The organism is Lysinibacillus fusiformis, assembly GCF_016925635.1.
Lineage (GTDB): Bacteria > Bacillota > Bacilli > Bacillales_A > Planococcaceae > Lysinibacillus > Lysinibacillus fusiformis_F.
Genome location: NZ_CP070490.1, coordinates 2,405,085 through 2,424,408 on the forward strand (window position 1 = coordinate 2,405,085; position 19,324 = coordinate 2,424,408).

18 protein-coding genes are annotated in these 19,324 nt (G+C 38.4%); all 18 read left to right on the forward strand.

The genetic code is table 11. The features are described 5' to 3' along the window. The first annotated feature begins 37 nt into the window (after window positions 1-37). The 18 genes from JTI58_RS11795 (at window position 38) to JTI58_RS11880 (ending at window position 19,231) form a co-directional block, all read left to right on the forward strand. A complete protein-coding gene (locus tag JTI58_RS11795) occupies window positions 38-1,324 on the forward strand; it encodes a UDP-N-acetylglucosamine 1-carboxyvinyltransferase (RefSeq protein ID WP_205446799.1) in 1,287 nt (428 codons plus the stop codon). Window positions 1,325-1,418: 94 nt separating this feature from the next. Beyond that, window positions 1,419-2,375: a class II fructose-bisphosphatase gene (gene glpX / locus JTI58_RS11800; protein WP_004269449.1), complete on the forward strand. Its 957-nt coding sequence runs from the start codon at window positions 1,419-1,421 to the stop codon at window positions 2,373-2,375. Between the two features lie 228 nt (window positions 2,376-2,603). Then, window positions 2,604-3,887 carry a transcription termination factor Rho gene (gene rho, locus JTI58_RS11805; RefSeq protein ID WP_205446801.1) on the forward strand — a complete coding sequence of 428 codons (1,284 nt, stop codon included), beginning with the start codon at window positions 2,604-2,606 and terminating at the stop codon, window positions 3,885-3,887. 133 nt (window positions 3,888-4,020) lie between these two features. Then, on the forward strand, window positions 4,021-5,922 hold the full coding sequence (locus JTI58_RS11810; RefSeq protein ID WP_205446803.1) for an AraC family transcriptional regulator: 1,902 nt from the start codon (window positions 4,021-4,023) through the stop codon (window positions 5,920-5,922). A 77-nt stretch (window positions 5,923-5,999) separates the two neighbouring features. After that, window positions 6,000-7,724: an ABC transporter ATP-binding protein gene (locus JTI58_RS11815; protein WP_205446805.1), complete on the forward strand. Its 1,725-nt coding sequence runs from the start codon at window positions 6,000-6,002 to the stop codon at window positions 7,722-7,724. A gap of 37 nt (window positions 7,725-7,761) precedes the next feature. Then, window positions 7,762-8,556: an ABC transporter ATP-binding protein gene (locus tag JTI58_RS11820; protein ID WP_205446807.1), complete on the forward strand. Its 795-nt coding sequence runs from the start codon at window positions 7,762-7,764 to the stop codon at window positions 8,554-8,556. 45 nt (window positions 8,557-8,601) lie between these two features. Beyond that, window positions 8,602-9,654, forward strand: coding sequence for a FecCD family ABC transporter permease (locus JTI58_RS11825; RefSeq protein ID WP_205446809.1), 1,053 nt, complete (start codon window positions 8,602-8,604; stop codon window positions 9,652-9,654). Next, window positions 9,651-10,685, forward strand: a complete 1,035-nt coding sequence (locus JTI58_RS11830) for a FecCD family ABC transporter permease (protein ID WP_205446811.1) — start codon at window positions 9,651-9,653, stop codon at window positions 10,683-10,685. Before JTI58_RS11825 ends, JTI58_RS11830 begins: the two co-directional genes overlap by 4 nt. Before the next feature lie 110 nt (window positions 10,686-10,795). Beyond that, window positions 10,796-11,845, forward strand: a complete 1,050-nt coding sequence (locus tag JTI58_RS11835; RefSeq protein ID WP_205446813.1) for an NAD(P)/FAD-dependent oxidoreductase — start codon at window positions 10,796-10,798, stop codon at window positions 11,843-11,845. Window positions 11,846-12,048: 203 nt separating this feature from the next. Next, entirely contained in the window at window positions 12,049-12,252 is a 204-nt protein-coding gene (rpmE, locus tag JTI58_RS11840) for a 50S ribosomal protein L31 (RefSeq protein WP_004269457.1), read from the forward strand. 115 nt (window positions 12,253-12,367) lie between these two features. After that, entirely contained in the window at window positions 12,368-12,940 is a 573-nt protein-coding gene (locus JTI58_RS11845; protein WP_205446815.1) for a thymidine kinase, read from the forward strand. A 174-nt stretch (window positions 12,941-13,114) separates the two neighbouring features. Beyond that, window positions 13,115-14,191, forward strand: a complete 1,077-nt coding sequence (prfA, locus tag JTI58_RS11850) for a peptide chain release factor 1 (protein ID WP_205446817.1) — start codon at window positions 13,115-13,117, stop codon at window positions 14,189-14,191. Continuing rightward, on the forward strand, window positions 14,178-15,038 hold the full coding sequence (gene prmC, locus JTI58_RS11855) for a peptide chain release factor N(5)-glutamine methyltransferase (RefSeq protein ID WP_205446819.1): 861 nt from the start codon (window positions 14,178-14,180) through the stop codon (window positions 15,036-15,038). The genes prfA and prmC overlap by 14 nt, the downstream gene beginning before the upstream one ends. A gap of 44 nt (window positions 15,039-15,082) precedes the next feature. Further along, entirely contained in the window at window positions 15,083-15,673 is a 591-nt protein-coding gene (locus JTI58_RS11860; protein WP_205446821.1) for a stage II sporulation protein R, read from the forward strand. Window positions 15,674-15,774: 101 nt separating this feature from the next. Further along, entirely contained in the window at window positions 15,775-16,809 is a 1,035-nt protein-coding gene (locus JTI58_RS11865) for an L-threonylcarbamoyladenylate synthase (protein ID WP_205446823.1), read from the forward strand. Between the two features lie 169 nt (window positions 16,810-16,978). Further along, window positions 16,979-17,476, forward strand: coding sequence for a manganese efflux pump MntP (locus JTI58_RS11870; RefSeq protein WP_205446832.1), 498 nt, complete (start codon window positions 16,979-16,981; stop codon window positions 17,474-17,476). Window positions 17,477-17,498: 22 nt separating this feature from the next. Next, on the forward strand, window positions 17,499-17,939 hold the full coding sequence (locus JTI58_RS11875) for a low molecular weight protein arginine phosphatase (protein WP_205446834.1): 441 nt from the start codon (window positions 17,499-17,501) through the stop codon (window positions 17,937-17,939). Window positions 17,940-17,947: 8 nt separating this feature from the next. Further along, a complete protein-coding gene (locus JTI58_RS11880; protein ID WP_205446836.1) occupies window positions 17,948-19,231 on the forward strand; it encodes a methyl-accepting chemotaxis protein in 1,284 nt (427 codons plus the stop codon). The last annotated feature ends 93 nt before the right edge of the window (window positions 19,232-19,324 follow it).

Genomic DNA, 19,324 nt, shown 5'->3' on the forward strand with positions numbered 1-19,324 from the left:
AAAAATACTACTTTCCAATCATGAGGGAGAACGCGAAATGGATGTTTATAAAATTACTGGCGAAAATCGTCTACAAGGTACAATCAAAGTTAGTGGTGCAAAAAATAGTGCAGTCGCCTTAATTCCTGCATCAATTTTGGCGAACTCTCCAGTGACTATTGGAGGGATACCCGAAATATCAGATGCTTGGACGTTAAAGGCTTTATTAGAGGAAATTGGTGGGGAAGTTTCGTTTGAGAATGGGAAAATGACAATCGATCCATCAGAGATGATTGCATTACCTTTACCAAATGGCAACGTAAAAAAGTTACGCGCTTCTTATTATTTAATGGGCGCTATGCTTGGACGTTTCAAAAAGGCAGTCATTGGTTTACCAGGAGGCTGTTTTTTAGGACCACGCCCTATTGATCAACATATAAAGGGCTTTGAGGCTTTAGGAGCTAAAATCACCAATGAACATGGAGCCATTTATTTACGTGCAGATGAGTTAATTGGGGCAAAAATTTATTTAGATGTGGCAAGTGTCGGTGCAACTATTAATATTATGCTTGCTGCTGTACTTGCTAAGGGACGTACTGTCATTGAAAATGCTGCAAAAGAACCTGAAATAATTGATGTAGCGACACTTCTAACGAATATGGGTGCCAATATTAAAGGTGCAGGTACAAGTGTCATTCGTATTGAAGGCGTAGAAGAGCTGCATGGTACTGAGCATACGATTATACCAGATCGCATTGAAGCCTCCACATTTTTGATTATGGCTGCAGCAGTCGGTGATGGTATTACAATTGATAACGTTATTCCACTGCATTTAGAAGCAATCATTGCCAAGCTTCGTGAAATGGGTGTGAAATTCGAAATCGGTGAAGAAAGTATTTATGTACCAAAAACAGATCTCTCCACATTACAGGCAGTAGATGTCAAAACATTGGTATATCCTGGATTACCAACAGATATTCAGCAACCACTGGCTGTGTTAATGTCACAAGCATTCGGTTCCTCAAAAGTAACAGATACTATTTATACAGCTCGATTTAAGCATATCGATGAGCTTCGTCGTATGAATGCAGATGCTCGTGTAGAAGGAAACACAGCGATTATTAAAGGGCCAAGTAAATTACATGGTTCAACCGTAACAGCTACAGATCTTCGCGCTGGAGCAGCTTTAGTATTAGCTGGACTCTTAGCGGAAGGAGAAACTGAGATTCAGGATATCTATCATATCGAACGTGGCTATAGCTCACTTATTGAGAAATTACGTGATTTAGGCGCTGATATTCGACGTGAAACAATCATGGCACGTGTAGCTGAAACAAAGGAATAATGAGAGCTAAAAGTTTTCAACCAATTATGTTACAATAGAGGTAATTTGAATGTTTTGGCACATAAAGATGCCGATAACGGGAGGCAAAGCAACAATGGAACGTAGTTTATCGATGGAAGTAGTACGAGTAACAGAAGCAGCAGCAATCGCATCCGGGAAATGGATGGGACGCGGTTTAAAAATTGAGGCAGATGATGCAGCAACAACAGCGATGCGAAAAATGTTCGATACAATTCCAATGCATGCTACAGTAGTAATTGGTGAAGGTGAAATGGATGAAGCGCCAATGCTTTATATTGGTGAAGAACTTGGTTTACGAAATGGTGGTCCAAAAGTAGATATTGCAGTGGATCCTTTAGAAGGTACAAATATTGTGGCAAAAGGTACTAATGGTGCAATGACAGTTCTTGCTATTGCAGACAAAGGGAATCTGTTAAATGCACCAGATATGTACATGGAGAAAATTGCTGTAGGGCCAGAAGCAGCAGGCAAAGTAGATATCAATGCTTCAGTCACTTATAACTTATTACAAGTAGCAAAAGCTAAAAATAAAGATATTTCTGATGTTGTGGCTACTCTTTTAGATCGACCACGTCACCAAGCGATTGTTGATGAAATTCGTGAGGCTGGTGCACGTATTAAATTTATCCAAGATGGCGATGTTGGCGCAGCAATCAATACGGCCTTTGATGAAACAGGTATTGATATTATGTTTGGAACAGGCGGCGCACCTGAGGGTGTTATTGCGGCTGTAGCCTTAAAATGCCTTGGTGGAGATTTCCAAGCAAAACTAGTACCTGAAGATGAAGAACAATTAGAACGCTGCACAAAAATGGGTGTGGATGTTGAAAAAGTTCTTTATTTAGATGACCTAGTAAAAGGTGACGATGCTATTTTTGCAGCGACAGCTGTAACAGATTGCGAGCTTTTAAAGGGTGTACAATATAAAGGTGCTTATGCCTTAACCCATTCAGTAGTTATGCGTGCTAAATCTGGTACGGTTCGCTTTGTTGAAGGCCGTCACGCTCTTGAGAAAAAACCTAGATATTAATGTTATTTTCTTCTAAAATATACCTAGTACATCTTTTGTGCTAGGTACCTTCTTCTTAAAATAACCATCCCATATTTTTAAGGCTATGTTTAGTTATATGGTGGAAAGTATATCAATAGTTATTGTTAAACTGAGGCAGCCATATAAGCAATAGCAGAGCCGATCGTAAACTTCAATGATAACCCCATAAAATTGTATTATATTTTGAAAAAGACTGGAGTTGTGCATATGTCTGCATTGACAATCGCTCAATTAGAAAACATGACGTTAAAAGAGCTTTACGCCCTTGCACGCCAATATAAAATTTCATATTATAGCAAGCTAACGAAAAAAGAATTAATATTTGCTATTTTGAAAACGCGTTCAGAGCAAGAGGGCTATTTCTTTATGGAAGGCGTACTAGAAATTGTTTCGCAAGAGGGCTTTGGCTTCCTACGACCAATCAACTACTCACCAAGTAAAGAAGATATTTATATTTCTGCATCCCAAATCCGTCGCTTTGACTTACGTAATGGGGACAAGGTGTCAGGAAAGGTGCGACCACCAAAGGAAAATGAACGCTATTATGGCCTATTACAAGTAGATGCTGTCAATGGTGAAGATCCTGAGGTAGCGAAGGAACGTGTTCATTTTCCAGCACTAACCCCTTTATATCCAAATCGACAAATTAAGCTTGAAACAAACCAACGCAATTTATCGACACGTATAATGGATTTAGTGGCACCTGTAGGCTTTGGACAACGTGGTTTAATTGTGGCTCCGCCAAAGGCAGGGAAAACGTCTTTATTAAAAGAGATCGCGAACGCTATTACAACCAATCATCCACAAGCGGAGTTGATTGTCTTACTGATTGATGAACGTCCTGAGGAAGTGACAGATATTGAACGGTCTGTCAATGCAGATGTTGTTAGCTCGACATTTGATGAAGTACCTGAGAACCACGTGAAAGTGGCTGAAATAGTATTAGAACGTGCACGACGTTTAGTGGAACATAAACGTGATGTAATTATTTTAATGGACTCCATTACACGTTTAGCGCGTGCTTATAACTTGGTAATTCCTCCAAGTGGACGTACACTTTCTGGTGGTATTGATCCTGCAGCATTCCATAGACCAAAACGTTTCTTTGGTTCAGCTCGTAATATTGAAGAAGGTGGTAGTTTAACAATTTTAGCGACCGCTTTAGTAGATACAGGGTCTCGTATGGATGAAGTTATCTATGAAGAATTTAAGGGAACAGGGAACTTAGAGCTTCATCTTGATCGTCAGTTAGCAGAACGCCGTATATTCCCTGCGCTTGATATTCGTCGTTCAGGTACACGTAAAGAAGAGCTTCTTCTTGAGCCAGAACAACTTGAAAAACTATGGGCAATTCGTAAAACATTTTCTGATGCACCTGATTTTGCAGAGCGCTTCCTGAAAAAAATACGTACAACAAAATCAAATGAAGAATTTTTTGAAAAGCTGAACGAAGATATGAAGAAAGCAACAAAAGGTAAGGGGCTTTTATAAAAGGCATCACCATTGACGAGCAAATTGTCAATGGTGATTTTTTTGTATAAGTTTTATTTTATAAATGTATATTGAAATTGATAATCATTATCAATATAATGGTAAGTAAATATGTATTTTGAAGGAGACGAAGATGAATTATGATGCCTATATGCTTCTTTGGCAAAATGCATTTATCCAGTTGAAGCAAATCGATTACATAAATAAATCAGATGTTCATGTGTCAAAGGTTTTAACATATAGCTCGTTTCTTATTGTCACAGCAGGTGGTGCACAGATTGTCATTGATGATCAACCCTATCATGTGCAGCGCTTCAGTATTTTTCATATAGGAAAATCTCAATGTCTACAGATTACAGCACAACAGAGTGTTAGCTATTTTCTCATTAGCTATAAAGGGGATGTCATGTACAAAGATGCTTTTATGCAACATTTGCACATGCACTATCAACCATTTCAAACACATTTCTCTTGTGTACCCGCTAATCCGATCGTTATTCACAGCATCCTTCAAAATATGTACAGTAAATGGCAATCTGGCTCTATTCAGGAGCATTTATCTGTAAAGGCCTCCTTCTATGAGCTTATCTACCATGTCTTTCGAGAATTAGCGGAAGGGCAAGGGAAACCACATGAGATGGATAAGGCAGAAGCTGCACGATTGTTTATTAAGCAACACATTCATCAACCACTATCTATACAGACATTAGCAGATATGCTTCAGATTAGTACACGGCATTTATTACGCATCTTTAAAGCGCGTTATGAAATAGGTCCACAAATTTATTTACAACAATTGAGAATAGAGCAAGCTAAGCAGTATTTACTAACCAATCAATATGGCATAAAAGAAATTGCCATTTCTCTTGGGTTTGAAGATGAATATTATTTTAGTCGTGCTTTTAAAAAAGCAACAAATATGGCTCCAAGTAGCTTTAGGCTGAAATATACAGCTAGTATGTCCGAAATTGCCATTACAAATGAGAATCATTTTCAATACAATAATAATCAGCTCGCGCAAGCAAAAAGATTTGAGAATGGAGAAAATGAAATCATGATGAGCAAGATGATTCAGCATATAAAGCTACCTTTTTTACTAGGCCTGATTGTGTTACTGGCAGCATGTAATGAAGATACGAGCCAATCTAAGGTTGACGAACAAACTTCGCCTGATACGGCAGAGACTAGAACCGTAACAGATGATAGTGGACGCGAAGTAGAAATTCCAGTAAAGGCAGAGAGAATCGTAACCGATTGGTATCTTGGGCAAATTTTAGCGTTAGATGTTGTACCAGTTGGAGGCGTCACGGCTAACCTTGATTATGCAGCTTTCTTAAAGCAACACTATAAGGATGGGGAAATTACGAATATTGGTACAGATGGTAAGGTATCATTAGAAAAAGTTTTAGAGTTAAAGCCAGACTTGATTATTACTTGGAATGTGGAAGATGTAGCGAAATATGAAAAAATTGCCCCGACAATTGTCTTCGCTGAAGATGCCCATCAATCAGCGATTGAGGAGATTAAGGCAATGGGGAATTACTTAGGAAGACAAGAAGAGGCCAAGGACTTTACAAAAGAATTTGAAGATCGTATAGCAAAAGCTAAAGAAAAAATCATGAATGTGATTCCAGAAGGATCCACAATTACTATTTATGAAATGTTTGAAAAAAATGCAACGATTGTAGGGCAATCAAGTGTATCGGGCGGTAGAGCGCTCTATCAAATTTTGGGCATGAAACCTCAAGAAAAGGTGCAGGAGATTTTTGATACAAAGGAAGCAAGTAATGGACGCTATGAGATTTCCTATGAAGTAGTAGGTGATTATGTAGGTGACTATAACTTCATGATTAATTTCTTTAACAAAGATGGCCAGTTGCCAGCAACATGGACAAATTTAGATGTCGTTAAAAATAATCAAATATTAGAGCTTCCATCTGAATATTATTTTGCTTCTGATCCGCTCTCTGGCTTACATCAAGCTGAAGAACTAGCTGACAAAATAGTTGATTTTACGAAGGCTCATCAACAATAACTGAGAAAACATGAGAGCTATAGCTGATAGCTCATTTATTAGATACGTAAAACGAGATCACAATAGGAGGCTACACCATGTTATTACGGCGCTTTTTTTCATATTATAGGCCCTATAAAGGTTTATTTATTTTAGATTTTAGCTGTGCCATATTAGTGGCACTAATCGAGCTAGCGTTTCCAATTGTTTTAAATAAGGTAATAGATGATATTCTGCCAGATGGGGAAATAAAGTGGATCATTATGGCAAGTTTGTTGCTGTTTGGATTATACATTTTTAACTCCATTCTTCATTTTATCGTTTCGTATTGGGGACATATGCTGGGCATTAATATAGAGACGGATATGAGAAAAGAATCCTTCAGCCATGTACAAAAGCTATCCTTTAGATATTTTGATAACAACAAAACAGGGCATCTTGTTTCTCGTTTAACGAATGACTTAATGGATATTGGTGAACTTGCTCACCATGGTCCAGAGGATATCTTTATTGCAGCAATGACGATTATTGGAACATTCGGTGTCATGTACTATATTGATCCAACTTTTACGATTCTTATTTTCCTACTAGTACCGATCATCTTAATTTTAACCATTATTTTTGGTAAATTAATGTCCAAAGCATTCCGTCAAATGTTTGGAGATATCGCAGATTTCAATGCACGTGTTGAAAACAATGTAAGTGGTATTCGTGTTGTACAGGCTTTTACAAATGAAGATCATGAGATTAAACGCTTTAAAGTAAATAATGAAAGATTCCGTATGACAAAGCTGTTCTCCTATAAAGTAATGGCTTGGAATGAAGCTATTTCAGGCATACTCACGAAGGTCTTATCACTCTTCACTTTATCTGTAGGAGCGTATTTTGTGTTAAATGGACATTTAACAAATGGTGATTTTATCGCATTTATTTTACTGTCAGGCATTCTCTTAGGCCCGATTAACAAAATCAATATGTTTATAGAAAGCTATCCAAAAGGTATGGCAGGATTTAGACGGTATATCGAATTTCTAGAAACGGAACCTGAAATTGCTGATCGTCCAGAGGCAAAAGCGGTTGAGGAAATTGATGGCGCCATTACTTTCTCGAATGTATCGTTTGGCTACGCTGCCAATAATCGTGCCCTACATCATATTAATTTAAAAGTAAATCCTGGTGAAACCGTTGCCTTGGTAGGTCCTTCTGGTGCAGGGAAATCTACAATCTGTAGTTTATTGCCACGTTTTTATGAAGTGAATGAAGGTTCCATCAAAATTGATGGTATTGATATACGAGATTTTAAACTGCAATCTTTACGTTCGCATATTGGGATTGTTCAGCAAGATGTCTTTTTATTCGATGGTACCATTCGTGAAAACATAGCCTATGGTGATTTAAATGCCAGTGAAGAAGATATTTGGTATGCCGCACAACGAGCACAACTGACAGATGTGATCAATGCTTTACCAGAGGGCATGGATACATTAATTGGTGAGCGTGGCGTGAAATTATCAGGTGGTCAAAAACAACGATTATCGATTGCCCGTATTTTCTTGAAAAACCCAAAAATCTTAATACTGGATGAAGCAACATCTGCATTGGATACAGAAACAGAACAAGCTATCCAGCAAGCCTTAAACGAGCTTTCCATCGGTCGTACTACATTAGTGATTGCCCATCGCTTAGCAACAATTAAGGATGCAGACAGAATTGTCGTTGTATCGAAAAAGGGCATCATTGAAGAGGGCACACACGAGCAATTAATGGAACGCCAAAATGCATATTATGGCTTGTATACAGCTCAATTCGGTTTACAAATTTAAAATCAATAGCATTCTCAAAAATGAAAGGAAGTTAAAGATGTCAGTACTCGAAATAGATCATGTTGCGATTGGTTATTCCTCAGCGCTCATCGTCAATGATTTAAGTGTGGAGATTCCAAAAGGGGAAATCTCCACGATTATCGGTCCAAATGGCTGTGGCAAGTCTACTTTACTAAAGGCTGTTGCACGTGTATTACGCACACAAAATGGAGCTGTCTATTTAGATGGCAAAGCTATACACCAATTAAAGACTAAAGAAGTGGCTAAAAGAATGGCTATTTTACCTCAAACAGCAACAGCACCAGGAGGATTAACGGTTTTTGAGCTAGTATCCTATGGTAGGTTTCCGCATCAAGTAGGTTTTGGTACATTGCAAAAGGAAGACTATGAATATATCCATTGGGCTATCGATGTTACGGGGCTAAGGGAATTTAGTGATCGACCAATTGAAGCATTATCAGGTGGTCAGCGTCAAAGAGTATGGATTGCCATGGCATTGGCGCAAGGCACGGATATTTTAGTACTGGATGAACCAACAACTTATTTAGATTTAGCACATCAGCTTGATATTTTATTGCTGCTGCAAAAACTAAATAAGGAAGAAGGACGAACAATTATCATGGTTTTACATGATTTAAATCATGCATCACGATTCTCTCATTTTATGATGGCCATGAGAGACGGCAATTTAATGGTGAATGGCAGTCCAAAAGAAGTGATGACAAAGGAAAATTTACAAAAGGTATTTAATATCGATGCTGAAATGGCTGTATGTCCCTATAGTAAAAATCCAATCTGCCTATCTTATCAGTTGTACGATATGAAAAAATAAAAGCTAGTTAGTATGGTTATTTGGAAGTTATGAGGAGGAAATAAAATGACTACGTCGACAGGAGTAGGAGAGCTCAACGATTTAGAAGAGCTACAGAAGCGATCTCATCCGATCCGTGGAGTAGTGGCTTTAATCGTAGGAGTTATTGGATTAATATTTGCCATTGGCTTATCAATTTCTTTTGGTGCTGCAGATATTTCATTGGGTACTGTTTGGACAGCAGTTACCCATTTTTCACCAGAATTAACAACACATCAAATTATCCATGATATTCGCTTACCACGGGTACTGGGAGCAGCATTAGTTGGTGCAAGCTTTGCAGTAGCAGGTGCGATTATGCAGGGGATGACACGTAACCCATTAGCTGACTCCGGATTATTAGGCTTGAACTCAGGAGCTGCCTTTATGTTAGCTGTGTGTTTTGCCTTTTTCCCTGGTCTGCCTTATATGTTTTTAATTTTATGGTCCTTTGTAGGTGCAGGTCTTGGTGTTGCTATCGTTTATGGTATTGGCTCACTTTCTAAAGGTGGCTTGACACCTATGCGACTAGTTTTAGCCGGAGCTGCTGTTAGTGCATTACTTGGAGCACTAGGAGAAGGGATTGCTCTTTATTTTCGTATTGGACAAGACCTAGCATTTTGGTATGCGGGCGGTGTTTCGGGCACAAAATGGAGTCATCTACAAATTTTATCTCCATGGATACTTGTTGCGATGATAGGAGCTCTTATCCTATCGCGTTCCATCACAGTGCTAAGCTTAGGTGAAGAAATTGCAGTCGGGCTTGGGCAACGTACTGCTGTGGTAAAAGTATGGGGAATGATCATTGTTTTAGTTTTAGCGGGTGCAGCAGTATCTGTTGTCGGTGCGGTTGGTTTTGTAGGGTTAATTATCCCTCATTTAACGAGATACATAGTTGGTCATGATTATCGCTGGATTATCGCTTGTTCCTTGGTATATGGAGCATTGCTTGTTGTGTTAGCTGATTTAGTAGCGCGTGTGATCAATCCACCTTATGAAACACCAATTGGTGCGCTCATAGCCTTTATCGGTGTACCATTCTTCCTTTATTTAGCTCGAAAAGGAGGAAAAGAACTATGAGTAACAGCTATTTAACACCAAGTCAGCTGAAAGCGAAAAGGAAAAATTTCTCCATTCTTGCTACGCTCATTGTGTTAATCGTTATTACCTTTGTCATAAGTATGAATACAGGGGTAATTAAACTGACACCAATGGAAGTTCTTCGGACACTTTTTGGTCAAGGTGATGCACAACAGCAACTTATTTTATATGAGTTCAGACTTCCAAGAATTGTGATTGCTGTATTAGTAGGTATGGGTTTAGCTATTTCAGGCGCTATTTTACAGGGCATTTCTAAAAATGCTTTAGCAGACCCAGGAATCTTAGGGATTAATGCTGGGGCAGGTCTTGCCGTTATGCTCTATGTGTCATTTTTCCCAACTACGAAAGCAGCGCCAGTTTATTTACTGCCGATACTGGCTTTTGTAGGAGCAGGTTTGACAGCAGTACTGATTTATTCACTTTCTTATCGACGCCATGAAGGTATTACACCAATGCGTTTAATTTTAACAGGGGTAGCTGTGGCAGCAGGGATTAGCTCGGCTATGATTGTGCTAACACTACGTCTATCACCAGAGAACTATCAATTTGTCGCAACATGGCTAGCAGGTAGCATTTGGGGCTCAAATTGGAGATTTGTTCTGTCATTATTACCATGGTTAGTCATTTTATTACCCTTCGTCTATTCAAAATCACGTGTATTAAACATATTGAATTTAGGTGAATTAACAGCGGTAGGACTAGGTGCTTCAATTGAAAAAGAGCGACGTTGGCTGTTGGCTGCTGCTGTTGGTTTAGCTGGAGCTAGTGTTTCTGTAAGTGGTGGTATTGGTTTCGTAGGACTTGTAGCGCCACATTTAGCTCGACAGCTTGTTGGCGCCAAACACCAATTTTTATTGCCAACTGCAGCATTATTAGGAGGTTTTTTAGTGTTAATGGCTGATACAATCGGTCGTTCGATTTTAGAACCTTCAGAAATTCCAGCAGGGATTGTTGTAGCAGTTTTAGGCGCACCTTATTTCTTATATTTACTAGCACGATTAAAAGAATAAATGGCGCTTTTTCCGTTGTGTAAATAGTATTGCCATCAAGGGAAAATTAGATTAATACTTATCAAACATTTAACGTTTGAATCAAGTTAAAAGGGGATGGAGAAGGAGAAATGTCAGAAGAACTATATGATGTTACGATTGTTGGCGGTGGTCCAGCAGGGCTTTATACTGCCTTTTATAGTGGAATGCGAGATTTAAAAACGAAGATTATCGAGTATAGCTCACAACTAGGTGGTCGTATGTTAATTTATCCTGAAAAAATGATTTGGGATGTTGGTGGAGTAACACCAATTTTAGGCGGGCAGCTTATTAAACAACTTGTGGAGCAAGCTGAAACATTTGATCCTACGATTGTCTTAAATCAAAAGGTGGAAAAATTAGATAAACAACAGGATGGAACATTTATTTTAACATCCTCTACAGGTGAAAAGCATTATTCTAAAACCGTTATTTTAGCAGTAGGTTATGGCGTTCTTTCTATGCAAAAGCTTGAAATAGAAGGAGCAGATCGCTATGAAGTAACGAATTTACATTATACAGTACAGGAATTAGAAATTTTCCGAAACAAGCATGTGTTAATTTCAGGTGGTGGCAATTCCGCGGTCGATTGGGCAAATGAGCTAGAGCCAATTGCAGCAAGTGTTACAGTTGTGCATCGTCGAGATGATTTTGGTGGTCATGAAAAGAATGTCTTGCGCATGAAGGAATCCTCAGTTCGTGTAAAAACGCCCTATGAAGTCGTTCAATTGCATGGAGACGGTGATTTAATTCAATATGTATCCATTGTCAATAAAGAAACTGATGAAATGGAACGAGTAGAAGTAGATGCTGTCATTGTGAATCATGGTTTAAAATGTGATTACGGTGCACTTGAAGAATGGGGTTTAAACATCCAAGATGGCGTAGCGATTGTCAATGAGAATCGTGAAACGAACGTAGCAGGAATCTATGGCGCTGGTGATTTTATTGATCATCCTAGTAAAGTCAGATTAATAGCAGGTGCATTTACGGATGGGGTACTAGCATTAAATAGTGCCAAACTCTATTTGGAACCAGATGCACCGAAAGTAGCCTATGTATCATCCCATAATATTCGCTTCAAAGAACGAAACGAAAAAATTGGGTTAGTAGACAATGACTATCGTGAAGTTCGCGGATAAGAATTATAGAAGGCTCCCAGTTAATATTTTTTACTTGAAAATGATAAAATGACTATGCTATACTTCAAAAGTATGCAACGTGTACATATGTAGCTGACGTTCCACTTCGACACAATTTTTGTAGTCGACATATTCGGGCTATGTAAGGTACAGTTCGATAATACTCTGTTCCAGATGGTTCAGGGCGAGAGGAGAAAACGAATATGAAACAAGGAATTCATCCAGACTACAAAGAAGCAACAGTAACTTGCTCTTGTGGGAACACTTTCAAAACTGGTTCAGTAAAAGAAAACATCGTTGTCGAGTTCTGCAACGAATGTCACCCATTCTACACTGGCCGTCAAAAATTCGCGTCTGCTGATGGTCGCGTGGATCGTTTCAACAAAAAATACGGTCTTAAAAACTAATGTTAGTTTAATACCTGCCAAGCATGCGCTTGGCAGGTATTTTTTTCAGTAAATAATTACGTTGATGCAAGTCTTTTCAAAATCCAGATTGACGCAAAGAAAGGGAGAAGACAAAGTGGCACAGCTATATTTTAAACATGGTGCAATGAATAGTGGGAAATCAATAGAAATTCTAAAAGTTGCCCATAATTATGAAGAACAACAAAAGCCTGTAATGATATTTACTTCAGGTCTAGATACGCGTGATGAGGTGGGCTTTGTTTCCAGTCGGGTAGGTTTACGACAACAAGCCATTCCTGTTTATGAAGATACAAATATTTTTGAAATAGTGAAAAGTAATGCTGTCAAACCTTACTGTGTGCTTGTGGATGAAGTTCAATTTTTAAAAAAGGCACATGTTTTACAACTAGCTAACATTGTGGATAAATTGGACATCCCCGTAATGGGCTTTGGTTTAAAAAATGATTTCCAAAATGAGCTATTTGAAGGTAGCCAGTACATGCTTACATATGCAGATAAAATTGAGGAAATGAAAACAATTTGCTGGTTCTGTCATAAAAAAGCAACAATGAATTTGCGAGTGGATGAAAGTGGAAAGCCAGTTTACACAGGTGATCAAATTCAAATCGGTGGCAATGATACGTATTATCCTGTTTGCCGAAAATGTCACGCAAATCCACCACTATAAAGCTAAATAGCATGTAACAGTGCTAAGAAAAAGTAGCATACATGTGAAATTTTCCTTATACTAAGTAGTGGAAATAAGAAATGAAAAAGCCATTACGCCTAAGCGTAATTATGATTAAAGCGGCTTCTCTGTAAAAAAAGGAGCATCTTAAAAAACTAAATAGAGGTGAAATCCATGTTTGATCGATTACAGGCAGTGGAAGATCGTTATGAAAGGCTAACAGAGCTTTTGAGCGATCCGGATATTGTTAATGATAGTAAGAAATTACGCGAATATTCCAAGGAACAATCAGATATCCAAGAGACAGTAGATACTTATCGAGAATATAAAAATGTTAAAGAGCAACTAGTAGACACACGTGAAATGTTAGATAGCGAAAAAGATCCTGATATGCATGAAATGGTAAAGGAAGAATTTAACCTATTAAAAGCACAGCAGGAAGAGTTAGAAGAACGTTTACGCATTTTATTAATTCCAAAAGATCCGAATGATAATAAGAACGTTATTATGGAAATCCGTGGCGCAGCTGGTGGTGACGAGGCCAATATTTTTGCAGGTGACTTGTTCCGTATGTACTCCCGCTATGCAGAAACGCAAGGTTGGAAAATTGATATTATGGAAGCTACGCCAAACCCAATGGGCGGCTATAAAGAAGTAATCTTTATGATTAACGGACAAGGAGCCTATTCAAAATTCAAATTTGAAAACGGCGCGCACCGTGTACAACGTGTTCCTGCTACAGAATCACAAGGCCGAATTCATACATCCACAGCAACAGTTGCTTGCTTACCTGAAGTTGAGGAAGTAGATGTTGAAATCCATGAAAAAGATATCCGTGTAGATACATTTGCATCTTCTGGTGCGGGTGGTCAATCTGTAAATACAACGATGTCTGCTGTTCGTATGACCCATTTACCGACAGGTGTTGTGGTTTCGATGCAGGATGAACGTTCACAAATTAAAAACCGTGAAAAGGCAATGAAGATTCTACGTGCTCGTGTTGCAGATATGTATATGCAGGAAGCACAAAAAGAGATTGATGCTACACGTAAATCTGCTGTTGGCTCTGGCGATCGCTCTGAGCGAATTCGCACATACAATTATCCACAAAACCGTGTAACTGATCACCGTATCGGTTTAACGATTCAAAAGCTAGACCAAATCGTCGAAGGTAGACTAGACGAGATTATCGATGCCCTTATTTTAGAAGAACAAGCATCGAAGTTAGAGCGCTTAAATGATGACTTATAAAAATGTAATGGAGGCCCTTGAGTGGGCTTCTTCTTTTTTAGTGGATAATGGTCGTGAACAAACAGCAGCGCGTATTGTCATGCAACATGTGCTTGGTACTAGTTATGCAGAGGTTATGTTGCATTTGCAGGATGAATTAACAGTAGTACAGCAAATGAGATTTAATGAGCTCGTAGAGGAACATGCCAGTGGACGCCCTGTACAATATTGTGTTGGGCGTGAGGAATTTTATGGACGTTCTTTTCTAGTGGATGAATCTGTCTTAATACCGCGACCTGAAACAGAGGAATTGGTACTTGGAACAATTAATCGACTACCTAAACTATTTACAAAGCAAGCATTGAAGTTGGCTGATATTGGTACAGGCAGTGGAGCCATAGCTATTTCAATGAAGCTAGAATGTCCCGCATTAACAGTCATAGCAACTGATTTATCGAAAGAGGCACTAGCAACCGCACAAAAAAATGCACAGCACTTAGAGGCGGATATTGATTTTAGATTGGGAGATTTAGCCGCTCCACTTGCAGGAGAGAAATTTGATATTGTTTTATCGAACCCACCATATATCGCTTTTGATGAGGCACAAGAAATGTCCAGTGTTGTTCTAGAGCATGAGCCGCATAGTGCCCTCTTTGCAGAGGAAGACGGTCTTATTTTATATAGAAAATTAGCTGAACAATTACCAGCGTATATGAATAGGCCAGCATTGATTGGATTAGAAATCGGTTATACACAGGGGGAGAAAGTAGCCAAACTCTTTCAAGATAGTTTTCCACAGGCAACAGTTTCAGTAGAAAAAGATATTAATGGTAAACCTCGAATGATTTTTTGTGAGATTCATGTATAAAGTTTCTTAATCTTGCCAACAATGTTGAGCAAGGAGGGATTTTTATGTTAAACGAATACAAGATTATTAGATTACCTAAACAAAATATCTTGCTAGCTTTTGCTAGACTATTATTAATTGCGATTGCTTTACAGTTATGTGTTTTATATATTCCATCATTAGTAGGTTTTGCGAAGGAATCTTCCGATGAGGAGCAAGAAAAAGATTTTCGTATACGTGTTATTGCAAACAGTAATACTGCACAAGATCAGCTAGAGAAACAGCAGCTTGTCCAAGATTTAAAGCCTTACTTTCTGCAAGTGACTACCGCTGGATTTGTAGGGAATGAGCAAATTCTTTCGTTAAAACAACAAATTGAAGCTGAACTGAGCGAAAATTATCCACAATTAGATACACAGGTTGTTGTTGGGGATAACTTATTCCCACCGAAAAGACAAGGTGCTGTACTTTATCCACAAAATGTATATCAATCCATTGTTGTGAAGATTGGTGATGCGCGTGGGGATAACTGGTGGTGCAGTATCTTCCCATCTATTTGTGAGCCGGATAAAGAAGAGGTAAAAGAAGAAGTAGAGGAAGAAAAAGAGCAAGTAACATTCTTTATATGGGAATGGATTAAAGGGATTTTTGGATGAATTGTGCACAAATTCAGACAACTTATACACATTTTTTAATAAGTTATAAACAATATGTGGATAATTCAGTAAAAACGAATAATTGAAGGTAGGTATTAATCATGGAAACCGTTTGTAAGGTTGTGGACAGTAATGTGAATAGTCAGATTAATTATACACAAGCTGTGGATATCTTAAATGCAGGAGAGGTAGTCGCATTTCCGACAGAAACGGTTTATGGCTTAGGAGCAATTGCCACAAATGATCTGGCAGTTAAAAAGATATTTGAAGCGAAAGGTCGACCTTCAGATAATCCTTTAATTGTCCACGTAGGTACAAAAGAGGAAGTAGCAATCTATATCGATGATATTTCTGACATAGCGAAACAATGCATGGATTTATTTTGGCCAGGACCATTAACACTTGTGATGCCAGCGAAGCCAAATGTATTAGCTAAAAGTGTCACAGCTGGGCTATCAACAGTGGGCATTCGGATGCCTGACCACCCAGTAGCACTTGCCTTACTGCAACAGCTCCAAAAACCGCTAGCTGCACCGAGCGCTAATCGTAGTGGAAAGCCAAGTCCTACAGAAGCAGTTCATGTATTAGATGATTTAGGAGGGTACATACCTTATATTTTAGATGGAGGTTCTACCGGAATTGGGCTTGAATCCACTGTGTTAGATGTGACACATGAACCTCCAGTAATTTTACGTCCAGGCGGCATTACAAAGGAAATGCTTGAAGCTAAGATTGGCCCTGTTATTCAACCAACTAAAATAGAACAGAAGCTAGAAACAACGCCTAAAGCACCAGGAATGAAGTATACACATTATGCACCAAATGCTCCAGTATATTTAATAGATTGTAATGTTGAGAAAGTCAGTGAAGCAGTTCAGCAATTACAGAGTGATGGACATAGCGTAGCGCTACTTGCACCTGTGAATTTTGAGAAGATCAAGGCTGATTTTTACTTTTCGATTGGTGAAGCTGGAAGTAAAGAAGAAATGGGTGCGGCCTTATACAATGCACTAAGAGCATGTGATAAAACTACCGCTACCGTTATATTAGCAACAACTACTTCAATAGAAGGAGTTGGAGCAGCTATTATGAATAGACTTGAAAAAGCCTCTGGAGGTAAATGGTATTCATTGTAAAGAATAATAGAGTCATTATAGACAAAAGACATTGAACAACCTGATGTTTTTTGTCTTTTTTTGTCTAATTATTATACGTTAAAAATGAAAAACAATAGTGAACAACTATGATAATAATGTATTTTCGAGCATAAAATGATAAAATATTAGGGAGCGAAGGAGTGCGTTCTTGCAGGGAATTCTTGCAGGTATATTAACGTCTGTTGATGTGATTGGTCTATATGTTTTGCTGCCCAATGTTAGATATCGATTATTTTTATCATTATGGACGGCTGCATTGCATATGCTTTTCCCTTTACTAGGATTTGAATTAGGAAGCTATTTAGTTCAATTTCTATTAGAATGGGGACAATGGATTTCAAGTATTTTATTATTTTGTATCGGTATACATTTACTATTATTTTCTCATAGAGATGAAAAAGTAACAATTTCACCTGTACTTTTAGCAGTGACTGCAAGCCTAGATACCTTTTCAGTTAGTGTTTCTTTTGGTATGCTTAACTTAGAAAAAACAATCTTTATTATGAGTGCAGGCTTAAGTGCATTAATTTGTGCATATGGGTCATTAGTCATTGCACGTAGAAGCCAAGTCTTTTTTGGCAATAAAATTCAAGTAGTTGCTGGCATTATATTTATTATCATGAGTATTCTAGCTATTCAACAATAGATTAAACTGGAGAGTGATAAGTGTGAAAATATTATTTGTTTGTACAGGCAATACTTGTCGCAGTCCGATGGCAGAAGCTATTTTAAAACATAAACAAATAAACAATGTAGACGTGCGCTCAGCAGGTATTTATGCGATGCCTAATGCACAAATGTCAGCACATGCACAACAAGTGCTAAATGAAGCCCAAATGTCTCATCAGCATTTGGCAACGCAATTGTCAAAAGCTGAAATGGACTGGGCAGACTTAATTTTAACGATGACGACTGCTCACAAAGATACCGTCATTTCTAATTATCCAGAAGCTGAACATAAAGTATTTACATTGAAAGAGTATACAAATGAGGGCAGTCTGGAAAATGTAGGGGATCCTTACGGTGGTAATAGAGTAATTTACGAAGCAACATTTGCAGAATTAAAGGAACTGGTTGATCAATTAATACAAAAACTAGAAAAGAATTGAGGGGTCCTATGAAAAAACAATTTGGTTTACGACTAAAGTTGGTATTATTTGTTAGTGTTCTTGCGCTAATCACCTACAGTGTCAGTTTTATATTCATTGAGTTTTTACAACCTACCTTCTTCCCTGACACTAACAGGAAAGTTTTTGAAGTGATTACTTACGCGTTAGGCATAACATGGTCAGGTATACTAGCTGCCTTTTTAAGTGTAATTCTCATCAAGCCATTACAGCAGCTTGAGCATTCAGCAACACTTGTGGCAGAAGGAAAAATAGGGCAGGATGTCCAAATGCCTAATACAAATGATGAGATTCGATCAGTTGCAGAGGCATTCCAACAAATGGTGTTAAACTTGCGCCAAATGGTGGAAAGTATTGATCATAACTTCCAACAAACAAATCAATCAATTATTCAGCTATCCGATGAGGCAGGCGTGGCAACAAAAAAGGCAGAGGGTATTGCGTCTACAGTAAAGCATATTTCTACTGGAGCAGAAGCATCAGCAACAGCTGTACAAGATACTGCTGAAGCAATTGAAGATGTAAGAACGCTTGCAACAGAAGTAAATAGTAGAGCAGAGGCATCAGCATCACAAACGAAAGAGATTCTACATAATTTATCGACGACAACAAAAGCCATTGAAACATTAGTGAATAGTATTCAACAAATTGCGACAGGCAATAGTGAAGCATTAAAGAGCATTCATGCGCTAGAAGAAAATGCGGGACAGGTAGAACGTATAATTAGCTTAGTTGGTGACATTGCGGCACAAACCAATCTATTGGCACTAAACGCCTCTATAGAAGCTGCACGTGCAGGGGAGCATGGAAAGGGCTTTGCGGTAGTAGCTGAGGAAGTTCGTGGTTTGGCTGATGAAAGTGCGAAAGCTGTGCAAGGGATTACAGCTTTAATTCAATCCATGCAGCAAAATGTAGAAGTAGTTGTGAAACAAATGAACGAACAAGTGGCCTTTGCTACAAAGGAAGCCGATCGAGTTTCTGAAACAACGACAGCAGTAGAAAATATGGCTTCTAATGTACATGAAATGGCAGCATCAATTGTTGAGATTTCTTCTTTAATCGAACAGCAAATGCATAATATTGAAACGACAGCGCGACAATCACAGGAAGTTGCTGCCATTGCGGAACAAACGTCAGCAGGTGCACAGGAAGTTCGTAGTGCCGCTGAAGAGCAAGCCTACGCAATTGAACAGGTAGAGCATCTAGCTCAAAGTTTGAAAAAGCAATCGGAAGCACTGCATAAAATGATTCAACAATTTGATAGACAAGCATAGTGCTATAGGCTATACGTAAATGCGATGAAAAATCGGATTTATGTATAGCCTTTTTTATTAAAGGGCAATTTATGTCCACTGTAAGTAAAAAGC